Origin of the sequence: Microbacterium rhizomatis (genome assembly GCF_008710745.1) — a bacterium.
GTDB classification, from domain to species: Bacteria; Actinomycetota; Actinomycetes; order Actinomycetales; family Microbacteriaceae; genus Microbacterium; species Microbacterium rhizomatis.
The window spans coordinates 280,583-294,221 of record NZ_VYSA01000003.1 but is presented as its reverse complement, the minus strand read 5'-3'; the positions used below and the strand labels follow the sequence as shown (position 1 = coordinate 294,221).

Below are 13,639 nucleotides of genomic sequence, written 5' to 3'. Positions count from 1 at the left end.
CGCCGGGACCCTTGGAGAGGGCGCAGGCACGGCCACTGGCTTGTTTCCCGAAGATTACCGGACGGCGAATCCTCTGTGAGGCTTCTCTCATTACACACATCGAATCGTCACGATTGGGTGATACTTCCATTAACCGAATACTCGTCTCCCCCAGGATTGATATGACCCGCCGAGAGCTCCATGCCCGTGCCCGCCACCGCAATCAAATGAAGCTCACCGCCGCCATCGTGGCGGCTGTTGCCATTGCCTTCACCGGATTCGCCGTCGTCCCCGCCGTTGCGGCGCCGACTGCGACCGGCATCTTCGCCGACGACCTGGCCCCCAAGGTCGCCACAGATCCCGACACCTCGTCCGTCGAGCTCGGCGTGCGCTTCGCGCCCGAGAAGTCGGGGGCGGTCACGGCGCTGCAGTATTACCAGAGCCGCGGCGCCACCGGCGTCACCACGGCGACCCTGTGGTCGTCCGACGGCAAGGTGCTGGCCAGGTCCACCTTCGCGCCCAGCACCACGGTCGGATGGCGCACCGTGCCGCTCACGTCCGCCGTCGCGCTCACCGCCGGGAAGACCTATGTCGTCTCGTACCACGCGCCTCGCGGCGGATACGCCGTCACCGAGCGCGACCTCACGTCGAGCCGGTCGCAGAACGGCTTCGCCCTGAAGGCCGGAGCGGGCGTCTACGCCTACGGATCCAAGATCACGTTCCCCACCTCGACGTACGCCGGCTCGAACTATCTCGCCGACATCGTGTACCAGGTGGGCACCAGCGTCGGTGCTCAGCCGACGCCGACCCCCACCGCGACGCAGAAGCCCACGCCCACGCCCACGCCCACGCCCACGGCGACGGCAACCCCCAAGCCGACTCCGACGCCCACCCCCACGCCGACGGTGACGCCGAAGCCGACTCCGACTCCGACGCCCACCCCGACGGTGACGCCCACCCCGACGCCGACGCCGACCCCCACACAGCCGGCACAGGGCGGATACCCGACAGCATCCTCCGCCGGCCTGCCGGCCGGTTGGGCACCCAAGACGCAGGTCTCGGGTGACTACTGGGTGCGTACAGCCGGCGCGGTGATCGAAGACCTCAGGGTCACGAACGGCACCATCTACGTGGATGCGCCCAACGTGACGCTGCGTCGCATCGAAGCCGTCGGAACCGACGTCATCACGGACGCGAACGGGTGCAAGAACGGCCTCGTGATCGAGAACTCGAACTTCGTCGCGAACGGGCCCACGAGCGATAAGGACGTGTCCGTCATCGGACCGGGCGGCTACACGATCCGCAACGTCAAGATCGATGGCGTCCCCGAAGGCCTGCGCGTCGGCGGCAACTCATGGGGTTGCGGCGGCGTCACGGTCGAGAACTCCTTCATCCGCGTGACCGCGCCGGATTCGTGCACCGACTGGCACGGCGACGGCATCCAGGGTTACGACGGCGGAGCGCTCACCGTCCGCAACACCACGATCGTCATGGTGGAGCGCTCGAACTGCGGTGGCACCGCGCCGTTCTTCTACCCGAGCGGCCAGGGCAACACCCGGGTCGACGTGGACGGCCTGCTCCTCCAGGGCGGCGGCTACTCGTTCCGCAATGGGATGCCGGGGACGGTGCGCAATCTGAACATCGTCGACCGCGGCTGGGGTTACGGCCCCGTCGACGTCAACTGCGCAGCGCTCACGCAGTGGAACGCCAACGCGGTGACCCTCAACGCCGCCGGGCAGCCGTCGGTCGTCCGCAGCCTCAGCTGCGGCGGGGTGGGGAACTGACCGCCTCGTAGACCGCACCCATCTGGTCGACGCGTTTCGACCAGAGGTGCGTGGCAAGAACCCGATCCCGCGCTGCGGCTCCCATCCGGAGTCGCAGCGCGGGATCTTCCACGAGACGGCGGATCGCGGCGGCGAGGTCTTCGGCCAGCTGGGCCGGAGACTGCGCGTCGAGCAGCAGCGCGCAGGAGTCGTCGACGGCCGCGGCCGGTCCGCCGCGGTCGACGACGATGAGCGGCAGCCCGAACGACATGGCTTCGAGCACGACGCTCCCGCCCGGCTCGCGATAGCTGGGGAACACGAACACGTCTGCGGCCCGGTAGAACTCATCGACGGCTGCCCGTGGAACGGCACCGTGCAGCACGACCCGGTCGCCGAGCCCGAGTTCCTCGATCAGCGCACTGCAGGCGTCGCGGTCGTTTCCGTCGCCGAGCACGTCCAGCACCACGTCGAGGTCGCGCACCCGCGCCATCGCGCGGATGGTGTCACGCAGACCCTTTGTCCGCACCGTACGCCCGACGTGCAGAAGCCGAACCGGACCCGTCCGCTCGGTCCGGCCGACGACGTCGTGCACCTCGTCCGTGGCGACGTCCCCCATCGCGACGAAACGGCGAAGCGAGAGGTCACCGAGGAGGTCTTCGACGTAGGGGGCGATTCCGACGACGCAGTCCGCCGACTCGAAGCTCGACCGCAGCAGACGATCGTGCCGGAGCCGCCACCCGTCGAGCTTTCGCAGTCGCTGCCACCAGGGCGTCGCACCCTCCTCCGGCACGAACGCAGGCGGAGATTCGAGGCTTCCGCCGACCGGTCCGATCACGAGGGGGATGCCGAGGCCCGCGCCCGGCGACGGGTATCGCATCGCGACGGGCACGACCTGGTGGATGACGTCGAACGTCTCCCCCGCCTTCACGCGGTTCTTGATCCACCTTCGGGCACGCGTGTAGAAGGGGATGTAGCCCGGCTGCATCAGGCTGTTGAGCCGTTCGAACCTGCCGATCAGCGGAGGCTCGCTCCACTCGATGACACGAACGCCGGTCAGCTGCTGCGACTCGGGGAGGTGGCCCTTCTTGAACGTGGTGAGGAGAGTCACCTCATAGCGCTCGGCGAGGAGCGAGACCCACTGATGCGCGAGCCATGCCTCGCCGACATCCTGGCCGTCGCTGGCCGGGGCGATGACCAGCACCGTGCGGACGACGCCCATCTCAGGCGGGGATCAGCGATTCGCCGGCGCCCAGCGCTGCCGGGCGCCGTGAAGGCTGCAGCAGTGCGCGGACGGTGGGCCACGACTTCCGATGGCCGAGGATGCCGCGACGGACCTCGACGAGCACGGTCATCCAGAAATAGGTCGCACCGCGAATCGGTCCGGTGAGCCGCCGGTAGAGACGGACCCTGTTCACGACCTTCATGGTGTGCGTGGCCGCGCTCTCGCCCGACCCGCCACCGACGTGCATCGCACCGGCGTCGGGCGTGTAGACCGTCGCCCAGCCCAGGTCACGGGCGCGGATGCTGAACTCGGTCTCTTCGGAGTACAGGAAGAACGACTCGTCCATGCCGCGCAGGGTCCGGTAGCACTCGCCGTCCACCAGGAGGACGGCCCCGACCGCCCAGTCGACCTCGTGCTCGTGCACGTACTCGCGCGGGTCTTCGACGCGCTCGGTGAACATCGGCAGCCCGGTGAAGCTCAGGCCTCCGACGCGTCCGAGGGTGGGCGCGCGGCGGAGGGTCGGTGAGAGACTGCCGTCCGCCTCGCGCGTGCGAGGCGCGACGATCCCGACGCCGTCCTTCGACAGGACGTGCATCATGACGGGGACGGAACCAGGGTCGAGCACCGCATCCGGGTTCAGGATGAGAACCGCGGCCGCCTCGGGCGATTCCGCAACCGCGCGGTTCATCCCACCCGCGTACCCCACGTTGCCCGAACGCACGACGATGCAGTCGTCGCGGGCGTCGAGAATCGCGAGCGTGTCGTCCGTCGAGCCGTTGTCGACGACGACGACCGAGTAGCTCAGGTCTCCGAAGGCCGCGGGAAGGCTGTCGAGCAGTGACGTGACGTGGTCAGCACTGTTGTACGTGACAACCACCGCCGCGACGTCCCCAGACATGGGCCTCATCGTATCGTTCTCAGGAGGCTCTCCTGCTCGCCTTCGAGTCGGCGCAGGGCTCCCGACATCCCCAGGATGATGAAGAGCGCTCCCATCGTCATGGGGAACGAGAACGCGTCGAACATGACCAGGCACACGAAGCCGACGGCGATCGCCGCCACGAACGACACCGAGAGGTCTCGGGTGCTCGCGTCGTCGGCGGTGCGCCGCAGACGCAGCAGCATGATGATCGCGGTGACGCCCAGCGCCACGAACACCAGAGTTCCGACGATCCCGATCGCGACAAGCAGCCCGAGGTACTGATTGTCGAAGATCCGGTACTTGGGGAGGAAGGTCCCGAGGCCGCGGCCGAAGAGGGGGTTGTTGGCGACGAAGTCGAATGCGAGATCGAAGCTCCCCGTCCGGGACGCGATGCTCGGATCGTTCTGCACGCCCGCGAATAGGTTGACGATGGAGTTGAAGAGGTTCGGCGTCACGATCGTCATGAGCATCACCCCGAGCGCAGCAACGATCAGGATCCCGATCTGACGCGCTCGCGGCCAGCTGAACAGGCAGATGCCGATGGCGATGACCGCCCCGAGGTACGCCGAGCGCGACGAGGTGAGCGGGATGATCGCGATGAGGAGCGCGGCCGGAATCCATCGCACGACGAAATTGCGCTGGGTGTGGAAGAACGCGACGTGCAGAGCGAGCGGCAGAAGCATCGTGATCACGACGCCGAACTCGATCGGATGGATGGCGGTGCCGAACGGCCGGATGAACGCCCCGCGCGTGTAGATGCCTGCGACCTCGGTGGCCGTGAGCCCGGGAATCGAGATCATGTCGACCAAGGCCTGCCCGGTCGCGACCTGCGCGAGGCCGATCGCGGCGATGACGCCGCCGCACAACACGATGCGCCACACCAGGGTGTTCAGGCGATCACGGTTGACGATGCCGTCATGTGCGGTGAGAAGCGTGCCCGTCCACGACGCGACGGCCAGGAGCGCGACATCGGCCGGGCTGATCTCGTCGGTGTTGATGGGGTGTGCCATCGCCATCGCGTAGCTCACGCCGATGCTGAACAGGAAGGCGCACAGCGCGATGCGCACGGGGTGGTACGTCGCGACGGGGTTGCGCGGCGCGCCCGCGCGGAACAGGAACCAGATCAGCAGGCTTCCCAACCCGAAGATCATCGAGGGGGCGCCTGCGCTCCCCAACGGGCCGATGACGAGTTTCGAGGGAATCAGGAACAGCAGCACCACGTAGATGCTGAGCCACGTGACCGCGTCGAACTGAGTCCTCTTGCGAAGCCCCAGCTCAGCGATCGTCATCGCTGGGCTCGGCGAGCCGCCATCCCGACGGGAGCCATGCTGCCCTCCGGAGCGTTGTCCAGATCGCCGCCCTCGGGCTCATCCGCGTCGGTCTCGTCGACGTCGTCGGTGTCGTCGTCGATTTCGTCCTCGAACGCGAGACCGCGTCGACGGCCACTGCCCAGTCGCACGCGGTCCACGAGGAAGGCCACGATGAGCGACACGACCAGCCCGGCGGCGGCCGCGGCGACGACCACGCGGATCGTGCCCGAGAGATCCTCCTTGGCGATCGTGTCCATCGTCAGGGGGGTGGAGCGGACGAAGGATGCGGGCGGCGCACTCACCTCGGTCTGCAGTCGGGCGAGATTGGACGGCACTTCGCCCGCGATGTAGTTGAGTGTCGAGAGGGCTCCGGCGGCGCTCACGTCCTTGACATCGATCGCGATGATCGGGCCGCGCGTGGATTCCTCGATGGACACGACGTACGTGGCCTCGGCTGCGACGTTCGCTACGTCGGTCTGGGCGGACTCGCTCTGGAAGTACGAGACCAGGATGCGCGCGGGCAGGTCGAGGTTGTCGAGCGCGAGGAACGGATTGCCGCCGTTGGCGACCGCCTCCTCCGAAGGGAGCAGGATGATGAGGCCCCGCGCCGTGTACTCGGGCGGCGTGATGACGTAGGCACCGACCGCGAGCGCGACGGTCAGGACGAGCCCGACCACGAGCACGTACCACCGGCGCCCGAGCGCGCGGAGGAAGTCGATGAGGATCACAGTCCCTCATCCTAGGCAACCCTGGACCGATTGCCGTCCCGGTCAGGCGTTCTCCCCGACGATGTGAGGCACTCCCACAGGCAGTGGCCGTAGAGTTCGGGCGTGACGATCAGGGATCTCGTGCGGGCGCTCGTGCGCCGCTGGCCGATCCTGCTCATCGGAGCCCTCGTGACCGGCGCCGTCGCATTTCTCGCCGTCAGCGACCGCGGCGTCTACTGGTCGAGGACAGAGGTGGCCTTCCTGGCCCCTTCGAGCGCGCGCTACCCGAACTCGTTGCAGACCACCTCGGGCGACCTCATCATCACCGCGGGCATTGTGGCGAAGCGGATCGAGGGGCCGGCGGCCGTGCCGAAGTTCGCGGATTCCTCCGTCAACCTCATCGGGGAGGGCGTCCGCGACGGGTGGTCGATGCGTCTTCCCGACACGGGCGGCCAGTGGGCCACCAATTTCGCGAGCCAGACCATCATCCTCGAAGTGGTGGGGCCGACCCGTGAATCCGTCGAGACCCGCCAGGACGAGCTGATCGCCGAGATCGCCACCCAGCTCGACGCGCTCCAGCGCGAGCAGGGCGTCGATCCGGTAAACGACATCATCTCGACGGTGACTCCCGCCTCGGCGGTCGTCAACCACGTGATCGGCAGCCGCATCCGTGCCGTCGCGATGACCGGAGTGCTCGGGATGGGCGCCGTGCTCGCGCTGGTTGTGTTCCTCGAGCACCGGGCGCGACGACGCACCACGGCGAAGATCACATCGGCCCCCCGGGAAAGGGTCACTCCGGCGGGCGCAACTCCGCCCGCGATGGCGGAGTCGTCCGCTTCTCGCTAGGCGGCGAGCTTCTCGTCGACGAACGCCGTCAGGGTCCCGACGGTGTCGAACAACTCGGCCCCGAACTCATCGTCGTCGATCGTGATGTCGAAGCGCTCCTCGATCGCGGCCACCAGCTGCACGACGCCGAACGAATCGAGCTCGGGGAGCGCGCCGAACAGGGCGGTTTCCGGAGTGAGGTCAGCGGGCTGCTGCGAGAGCTCGAGCGTCTCGATGAGTACGCCGCGCACGGCATTCAGGGTGTCGGTCATGATGTCTCCTTGACGTGGACGAGTAAGTGGGGTGAGAGGGTCAGACGAGCACTTCGGCGGGGGCAGGGTGCCCGAGGAACGCCGTCGGGCTGGCGGTGAGGCCGTACGCGCCGGCCTGGAAGATGACGATCAGATCGTCGATGCCCGCGGCCGGGAGTGCCACATCGTCGCCGAGCAGGTCGAGTGGCGTGCACAGACAGCCGACGACCGTCACCCCCTCGCCGGAGGTCTCTTCCACGCGATTGCCCACCACGAGCGGGTAGTTGCGGCGGATCGCCTGCCCGAAATTGCCGGACGCCGCGAGCTGATGATGCATGCCGCCGTCGACGACGAGATAGGTCTTGCCGCGCGATACCTTGCGATCGAGCACCTTCGTGACGTACACCCCGCACTCGCCGACGAGGTAGCGCCCGAGTTCGATCACCGGGCTCGCCTCCGGGAAGCGATCGGCGATCGGTCCATCGACGAGGTCGGCGAGCGCCCCGCCGATCGCGTCGAGGTCGAGCGGCTGATCGCGCTCGGTGTAGGGGATGCCGAAGCCACCGCCGAGGTTCAGGTACCGCAGCGCCGTAGGAAGGTGCGCGGACAGGTCGGTGACCAGGTCGACCGTTCGGCGCTGCGATTCCGCAATGATCTCGGCGTTCAGATTCTGCGAGCCGGCGAAGACGTGGAATCCGAGCACGTCTATGCCCGTCGAGGAATACTTCTGGAGCACGGCAGGGACCTGCTCGGCGTCGATGCCGAATTGCTGCGGCCCACCGCCCATGCGCATGCCGGAGCCCTTGACCGCGAAGTCGGGGTTGACGCGGATCGCGACGGTCGGGGTGATGCCGAGGGCGTCACCGGCGGCGAGCACGCGATCCAGTTCGGTCGTCGATTCGACCTCGACGATGATGCCGGCAGCCACCGCCTGGCGGATCTCCGCGGGCGCCTTGCCAGGACCGGCGAAGCTCACCCGGTCGGGACGGATGGTCGAATCCAGGGCGGCCTGCATCTCGAGGCCGGACGCGACGTCGATGCGGTCCACACGGCGCGCGAGGTGCTGCACGACCGCGGGCATCGGATTCGCCTTCATCGCGAAACTGAGCTCGACGCGCTCGGGCAGAGCCGCGCGGAGGCGATCGACCCGTGCATCGAGGAGGCCGCGGTCGTACGCGAAAAACGGGGTAGATCCGACGCGCGCAGCCAATCGGCTGAGGGGCATGCCTCCCACCCTCAGCTCGCCGTCGATCGTGCCGAAAGGCGCGACGTGATCGTTCGCGTTCATGCGGTGACCTCCCCCTTGATCAGGTTCCTGTCGAACTTGCCGTTGGGCGACCGGGGAAGCTCGTCGCGCACTTGGATCTCCGACGGGACCATGAACCAGGGCAGGACCTGCCGCAGCGCGGCGGTCAGAGCATCCTGATCGAGAGTCTCGCCCGTCGGCGTGGCAACGAGGACGATCCGCTGCCCGAGGGCGGCGTCCTCAATCCCGAGCGCGACGCAGTCACGGACGAGGCCGGTGCTGTACGACGCCTCTTCGACCTCCGTGGGGCTCACCCGGTAGCCGGACGTCTTGATCATGTCGTCGCGGCGTCCGACGAAGAAGAGGAAGCCGTCTTCGTCGGCGACGACGGTGTCGCCGGACCACACGGCCATCTCGGGGGTGCGCCACTCCTCGCCCGGTCGCGCGATGAGCCGGTACCGCTCGGCGGTGCGCGCCGGATCGTTCCAGTAACCCAGGCCGACGAGGGCTCCGCGATGCACGAGTTCTCCCTCTTCCCCGGGATCGCACGGCGTTCCGTCCGGGCGCAGGACGAGGATCTCGGCGTTCGGGATGGCTTTGCCGATGGAGTCCGGCCGGCGGTCGACCTCCGCCGGGTCGAGGAACGTGGAGCGGAACGCCTCGGTGAGCCCGTACATGAGGAACGGGCTGGCGCCGGTGAAGATCCCGCGCAGCCGATCGAGCGTGGCGCGCGGCATCCGTCCCCCGGTGTTCGCCCAGTAGCGCAGCCGCCCCGCCGTCTCGGCCGGCCAGTCAAGGTCGGCGAGCTGCAGCCACAGGGGCGGCACGCACGTGAGCGCCGTGACGCCGTACTGGGCGCAGAGCTTGGGCACCTCGCGCGGGAGGAGATAGTTCATCAGCACGCAGTGCGCTCCCACCGCGAAGGCCGTGGTCACCTGACTCAGGCCCGCGTCGAAGCTCAGCGGCAGAACGCTCAGGATCACGTCCTCGCGCGTGTTGCCGAGGTAGGTGCTCACGCTCTCGGCTCCGACGATCAGGTTGCGATGGCTGAGCACCACGCCCTTCGGCGCCCCCGTGGACCCCGAGGTGTACAGGATCGCAGCGGGGTCGACGTCGATCACTCCGCGAAAGGCCGGCGCTGCGGTCCCGCGGACCTGCTCGTCCCACGCGTGCACGCGGTACATGCCCGCGTGCCCCGAGGGCGGGGTCCCGACGACCACGACGTCTTCGATGGTGGGGGGCAGGGTGCCCTCCAGCTGGGCGAGCCGATCGCCCGAGGTGATGAGGACGCGCGCGGAGCTGTCGGTGAGGATGTGCCCGACCTGGGCGGGTTTGAGCACGTGGTTGATCGGCACGAACAGGCCGCCGGCGGCCGATGCGGCGAAGATCGACACGACCGTCTCGAATCGCTTCTCGAGGTAGATCGCGACGCGATCCCCCCGCTGCAGGCCGATCGCCTGCAGCCGAGCGGCCACAGCCTGCGCGGCTGCCCAGGTCTGCGCGTAGGTGAGCGTCTGCGAGCGGTACGACAGCGCGGGCGCCTCGGGGGTCGAGGCTGCCGCCTGGGAGAGCAGGTGATGCAGATTGGTCCGAGCGCTCATGCGCCGTATACCTCTTCTTCGATGATGCGCACGACGGCGTCATGCGTGGGCTGCCAGGATCGCCCGACGACGGATGCCGCCGCCGCCGCCGCGCGTTCGTCGATGTCGTTCGCCGATACGGCGGCGCTGAGCTGCTCGGCGAGAGAACGAGCCGTCGGCTCCGCCCACCGCACGTGGGGGTTCGGGAGCACCAGGTGCGCGAGCTCCATATCGTTCACGACGGGGATGTTGCCGGCGGCGAGCATCTCCTCGGCGACCAGGGTGATGTTCGTGAACGACATCGCGAGTCCGGTCACCGTGCGCCCGTACAGCTCGTTCAACCGGTCGGTCGACAGGCGTCCGTGGAACGTCACCGGGATGTCGAGCCCCTCCGGTCGGGCGCCGTACACGTGGATCTCTTCGTTCGGATGCATCCGGTGGAACTCTTCGAGCGCCGCGCGCGCGAGGAAATAGCCGCGTCGCGGGGTGTCAGGCCGGCAGTAGAAGACGATGCCGCTCCGGCGCGTGCCTGCCGGGGGCGGCCCGTACGCCGACGAGTCGCATCCGAAGGGGACGACATCGGAGTCGACCCCCGACCCCTCGCGCAGCATCGCATCGAGCATCTCGCCGAGCGCGATCCGACGGTAGGGAAGGCGATAGGTCATCTTCGCGAACTCGTACTCGGCGCCGTGCGCGTAGAAGTACGGCTCGTAGTCCTGAATGAAGTACAGACGCCGCAGCGGGTCGGTGCCGCGTCGTGCGAGGACATGGGCCATCTCCCAGGACGACGCGACGGCGGCATCCACCCCCGCGAGCCCCTCGTCGGCGTCGCGCACCTCGGCACGTACCGCGGCCCAGCCGCGCCGGATGACGCGGGTGATGGCCTCGACGTCGACGCCGTGCATGTCGTAGATGTAGACGATGCAGGTGTGGCCCCGCTTCTCGAGGCTCTCGATCATCCGGAAGAGCGTGGTGTGACCGCCCGACCCGACCGTCGGAGGACTCATGATCCAGCCGATGACGAGCGGGGCGCCCTTCGCCGGTCGGCGCGCGGGCACCGGCAGGGCATCGGGCACGGCGGTGAGCAGGTCGTCGGGGGCGATCTGGAACGACAGCTCCGCCGCGCCGGTCTGACGATACGCGCGCTGCGCCACCCGCTGGGCCACGCCGCGCATCCCCACGTCCCGCGCGCGCCGCAGCCGCGAGAGGACGTCGCTGAACCGCCCGCTCATGCCGGAGCCCCTTCCACGCGGATCTTCTCGTACACGCCCGCCTCGCGCCATCGTCGCATACGCGACGCCGCCGACAACCGCCGCCGGACCCGGTCCGGCAGCCCGCGCGCCAGGGCGACGCTCCGCGGGGCGGGATGCTGCGACCGCGCCTTCGCGCGACGCCACGCCTTCGTGCCGGTGATCGTCGGGTCCACCGCGGCGGCGAAGTCGAGCAGGTCGTCCGCCGATCGGCCGCGGTCGATCCGGCTCCCCGCCTCGGCGAGGGCCTGGCGCGACACCGCCCGGTGCGCACGCGCCCGCAGCCGATCGATCGCGGGATAGCCGGGTCCGAGCCCCGCGAAGAGCGTGTCGAACGCGACGCGGATGTCCGCGAGGATCACGAGCGGCGCTTCGGCCTGCGTCGACAGGCTGGCCGCGTGCTCGCGGTGCCATGCCTGGTCCGCGCCCTGGATGTAGGCCACGTCCGCGTGCGCCGCGATCCGCAGCCACATCTCCATGTCGTGGGTGTGCGCGAGCTCGCGCTGGCCGCCGACGACGTCCACCACGCTGCGGCGCATCGTCACTTCGGGTGAGGTGATGACGTTCGTGCCGTCGGCGCAGCGTGCGGCGAGCCAGTCGGCGCCCTTCCAGACCAGCCATTGCGACGGCCGGCTGCGCGCGGGCGGGAGCGCGTCGCCGGAGAAGTGCAGCGGACGACCGTAGACCAGACCCACGTCGGGCAGCCGCTGCATCACTGCCGCCGCCCGCTGCAGCGCGCCGGGAGTGAGCACATCGTCGGCGTCGAGGCGAACGACGAACTCTCCGGTCGCCGCGGCGAGGCCGCGGTTGAACGTGGCCACCGGCCCGCTGTTCTCGGCATTCGCGACCACGCGCACGCGACCGTCGGATCGTGCGAGATCCGCCGCGACCGCCGCGCTGTCGTCGGTCGAGGCGTCGTCGACGACGATGACCTCGACATCCGCACCGATCTGGTCGAGCGCGCTCGCGACCGCCTCCGGCAGATACCGGGCGTAGTTGTAGCAGGGGATGACGACACTCACCGTGGCGCGCGAGGGAGACTCCTCGGGCGAGACGGCGCGTGTGTCGATCGACCGATCGTGACGGGATCTCACGAGACCTCCGCCGCCACCGCACGTGTGCGCCGGATCTCGGCCAGGCGTCGTCGCGCCCACGGCCACATGATCGCCGCCCACACCGCGACCGCGGCGAATCCGCCCGCCAGGAGCGCGGGGAGCGACTCGCTGATCAGCGCGTGCACGGCGAACGCCGTCGCGATCGCGCCCACGGCACCGAGCGTCGGCCACCACAGCGCGCGCACGATCTCGCCGACGTGCACGCCGGCGGCGCGCAGCACCAGGAGGTAGATGGGCAGGATGATCACGACGGCGACAGCGACGTGCACCCAGGCGGCTCCGAGGATTCCGAACTGCGTCGTGGCCACGATCATCCCGCCGACGAGCACCACCAGCCAGGCGATCTGGATCCAGAGCACTGGCTTGGAGCGGCCCCGCGCGTAGAGGTATCCCGCGAAGATGTCGAAGACGACGCGGAGGCTCCCGTAGAGCCCGAGTGCGGCGAGAACGGGAGCTGCCGGCATCCACTTCTCGCCGTAGACGACGTTGATCACGGGCGCGCTGAGCACGGCGAGCACGCCGCCGGCGGGGAGGGCGACCGCCCACGCGATCGCCGTGACGGAGGCGAGACCCTCGCTGCTCTGTCCCGTCCGCGAGAAGTACGGCAGCGAGATCGAGCGCACCATCTGCGAGAGCGCACTCATCGGCCAGCTCGAGATGTTGAATGCGAGCACGTAGTAGCCCAGCGCGGTGGCCCCCGCGACGCGGGCGAGCACGATGTTGTCGACGTTGAGGAGCGCCCACGACAGGAGGTTCGCCGCGGCGATCGGCAGGCCGAAGGCGAGGACCGGTCGGAGCATCACACGGTCGATGCCGAAGCGGGGGACCTCTCGGGCGAGGATGAACTGCATCGTGCTCGACACCAGCTGAGCGGCGACGCGGCCGACGGCGAGGCCCATCACTCCGAAACCGAGCCCGACCAGCGCGAGCGTGACCGTGGTCGACACGACGAAATCCGCGGCTCCCACGAAGAACAGCTCCCGCTGCTGGAAGCGCCGCGAGAGCATCGCGAACGGCACGACCGACGCGCCGCCGAAGAACAGCGTGAGCGAGAGCACCGCGATCGCGGGCGCCGCATCAGGGCTGCCGAGCACATCCGCCAGCATCCCGCTGGTCGTCATCGTCAGGATGGCGAGCGTCGTGCCGCTGAGCAGTCCGAGCGTGGCGACCGTCGGGGCGATCCGCCGCGGGTCGTCCGAGCGGATCAGATCAGCCGAGAGGCCGAGGTCGGCGACCGTGAGGAGGATGCCCTGCACCGTGAGCGCGACCGCGTACACGCCGAACTGCTCGGGAGCGAGGATGCGGGCCAGGATGATGCCCACGACGAGACCGCCGAGCCTGAGCACGATCGTGCTCAGGCCGCTCCACGCCGCGCCGCGTGCGGCGGCGGCGCGGAGCGATGGCTGCTCTTGTGTCATGGGTGCGTCAATGTCTGTCGTCGGTGAGGGGTGTCAGGGTTCGTGAGCCCGTGC

Annotated in this window: 12 protein-coding genes; 2 read left to right on the top strand and 10 right to left on the bottom strand. The window is 69.0% G+C overall.

Annotation, left to right across the window (positions count from 1 at the left end; all coding sequences use genetic code 11):
• The first annotated feature begins 161 nt into the window (after positions 1–161).
• Complete coding sequence (locus F6B43_RS15215) at positions 162–1,763, top strand: DUF4082 domain-containing protein (RefSeq protein ID WP_150449836.1); 1,602 nt, start codon at positions 162–164, stop codon at positions 1,761–1,763.
• Here the strand turns inward: F6B43_RS15215 and F6B43_RS15210 are convergent.
• Genes F6B43_RS15210 through F6B43_RS15195 form a run of 4 tightly spaced genes read right to left on the bottom strand, consistent with a single transcriptional unit; the run spans position 1,738 to position 5,921 of the window.
• Positions 1,738–2,961 carry a glycosyltransferase family 4 protein gene (locus tag F6B43_RS15210; RefSeq protein ID WP_150449835.1) on the bottom strand — a complete coding sequence of 408 codons (1,224 nt, stop codon included), beginning with the start codon at positions 2,959–2,961 and terminating at the stop codon, positions 1,738–1,740. The genes F6B43_RS15215 and F6B43_RS15210 overlap by 26 nt on opposite strands.
• Position 2,962: 1 nt before the next feature.
• Positions 2,963–3,862 carry a glycosyltransferase family 2 protein gene (locus tag F6B43_RS15205; RefSeq protein ID WP_170285680.1) on the bottom strand — a complete coding sequence of 300 codons (900 nt, stop codon included), beginning with the start codon at positions 3,860–3,862 and terminating at the stop codon, positions 2,963–2,965.
• Positions 3,863–3,867: 5 nt separating this feature from the next.
• On the bottom strand, positions 3,868–5,172 hold the full coding sequence (locus F6B43_RS15200; RefSeq protein WP_150449833.1) for an O-antigen ligase family protein: 1,305 nt from the start codon (positions 5,170–5,172) through the stop codon (positions 3,868–3,870).
• Positions 5,169–5,921 carry a hypothetical protein gene (locus tag F6B43_RS15195; RefSeq protein ID WP_150449832.1) on the bottom strand — a complete coding sequence of 251 codons (753 nt, stop codon included), beginning with the start codon at positions 5,919–5,921 and terminating at the stop codon, positions 5,169–5,171. The genes F6B43_RS15200 and F6B43_RS15195 overlap by 4 nt, the downstream gene beginning before the upstream one ends.
• A 102-nt stretch (positions 5,922–6,023) precedes the next feature.
• Here F6B43_RS15195 and F6B43_RS15190 point away from each other — a divergent pair, with 102 nt between their 5' ends.
• Positions 6,024–6,746, top strand: coding sequence for a hypothetical protein (locus F6B43_RS15190; protein WP_211368159.1), 723 nt, complete (start codon positions 6,024–6,026; stop codon positions 6,744–6,746).
• Here the strand turns inward: F6B43_RS15190 and F6B43_RS15185 are convergent.
• The 6 genes from F6B43_RS15185 to F6B43_RS19915 are packed head-to-tail and all read right to left on the bottom strand — an operon-like array spanning position 6,743 to position 13,585.
• The gene (locus F6B43_RS15185) at positions 6,743–6,997 is read right to left on the bottom strand and encodes an acyl carrier protein (RefSeq protein ID WP_150449831.1); all 255 of its coding nucleotides are present in this window, start codon (positions 6,995–6,997) and stop codon (positions 6,743–6,745) included. The genes F6B43_RS15190 and F6B43_RS15185 overlap by 4 nt on opposite strands.
• A gap of 40 nt (positions 6,998–7,037) precedes the next feature.
• Positions 7,038–8,264, bottom strand: coding sequence for a pyridoxal-dependent decarboxylase, exosortase A system-associated (locus tag F6B43_RS15180; RefSeq protein WP_150449830.1), 1,227 nt, complete (start codon positions 8,262–8,264; stop codon positions 7,038–7,040).
• Complete coding sequence (locus tag F6B43_RS15175) at positions 8,261–9,823, bottom strand: acyl-CoA ligase (AMP-forming), exosortase A system-associated (protein ID WP_150449829.1); 1,563 nt, start codon at positions 9,821–9,823, stop codon at positions 8,261–8,263. The genes F6B43_RS15180 and F6B43_RS15175 overlap by 4 nt, the downstream gene beginning before the upstream one ends.
• Positions 9,820–11,034: a rhamnosyltransferase WsaF family glycosyltransferase gene (locus F6B43_RS15170; RefSeq protein ID WP_150449828.1), complete on the bottom strand. Its 1,215-nt coding sequence runs from the start codon at positions 11,032–11,034 to the stop codon at positions 9,820–9,822. The genes F6B43_RS15175 and F6B43_RS15170 overlap by 4 nt, the downstream gene beginning before the upstream one ends.
• A complete protein-coding gene (locus F6B43_RS19920; protein ID WP_246159989.1) occupies positions 11,031–12,146 on the bottom strand; it encodes a glycosyltransferase family 2 protein in 1,116 nt (371 codons plus the stop codon). Before F6B43_RS19920 ends, F6B43_RS15170 begins: the two co-directional genes overlap by 4 nt.
• Positions 12,143–13,585 (bottom strand): oligosaccharide flippase family protein, encoded by a 1,443-nt coding sequence (locus F6B43_RS19915; protein ID WP_246159988.1) that lies wholly within the window; start codon positions 13,583–13,585, stop codon positions 12,143–12,145. Before F6B43_RS19915 ends, F6B43_RS19920 begins: the two co-directional genes overlap by 4 nt.
• Positions 13,586–13,639: the final 54 nt, after the last annotated feature.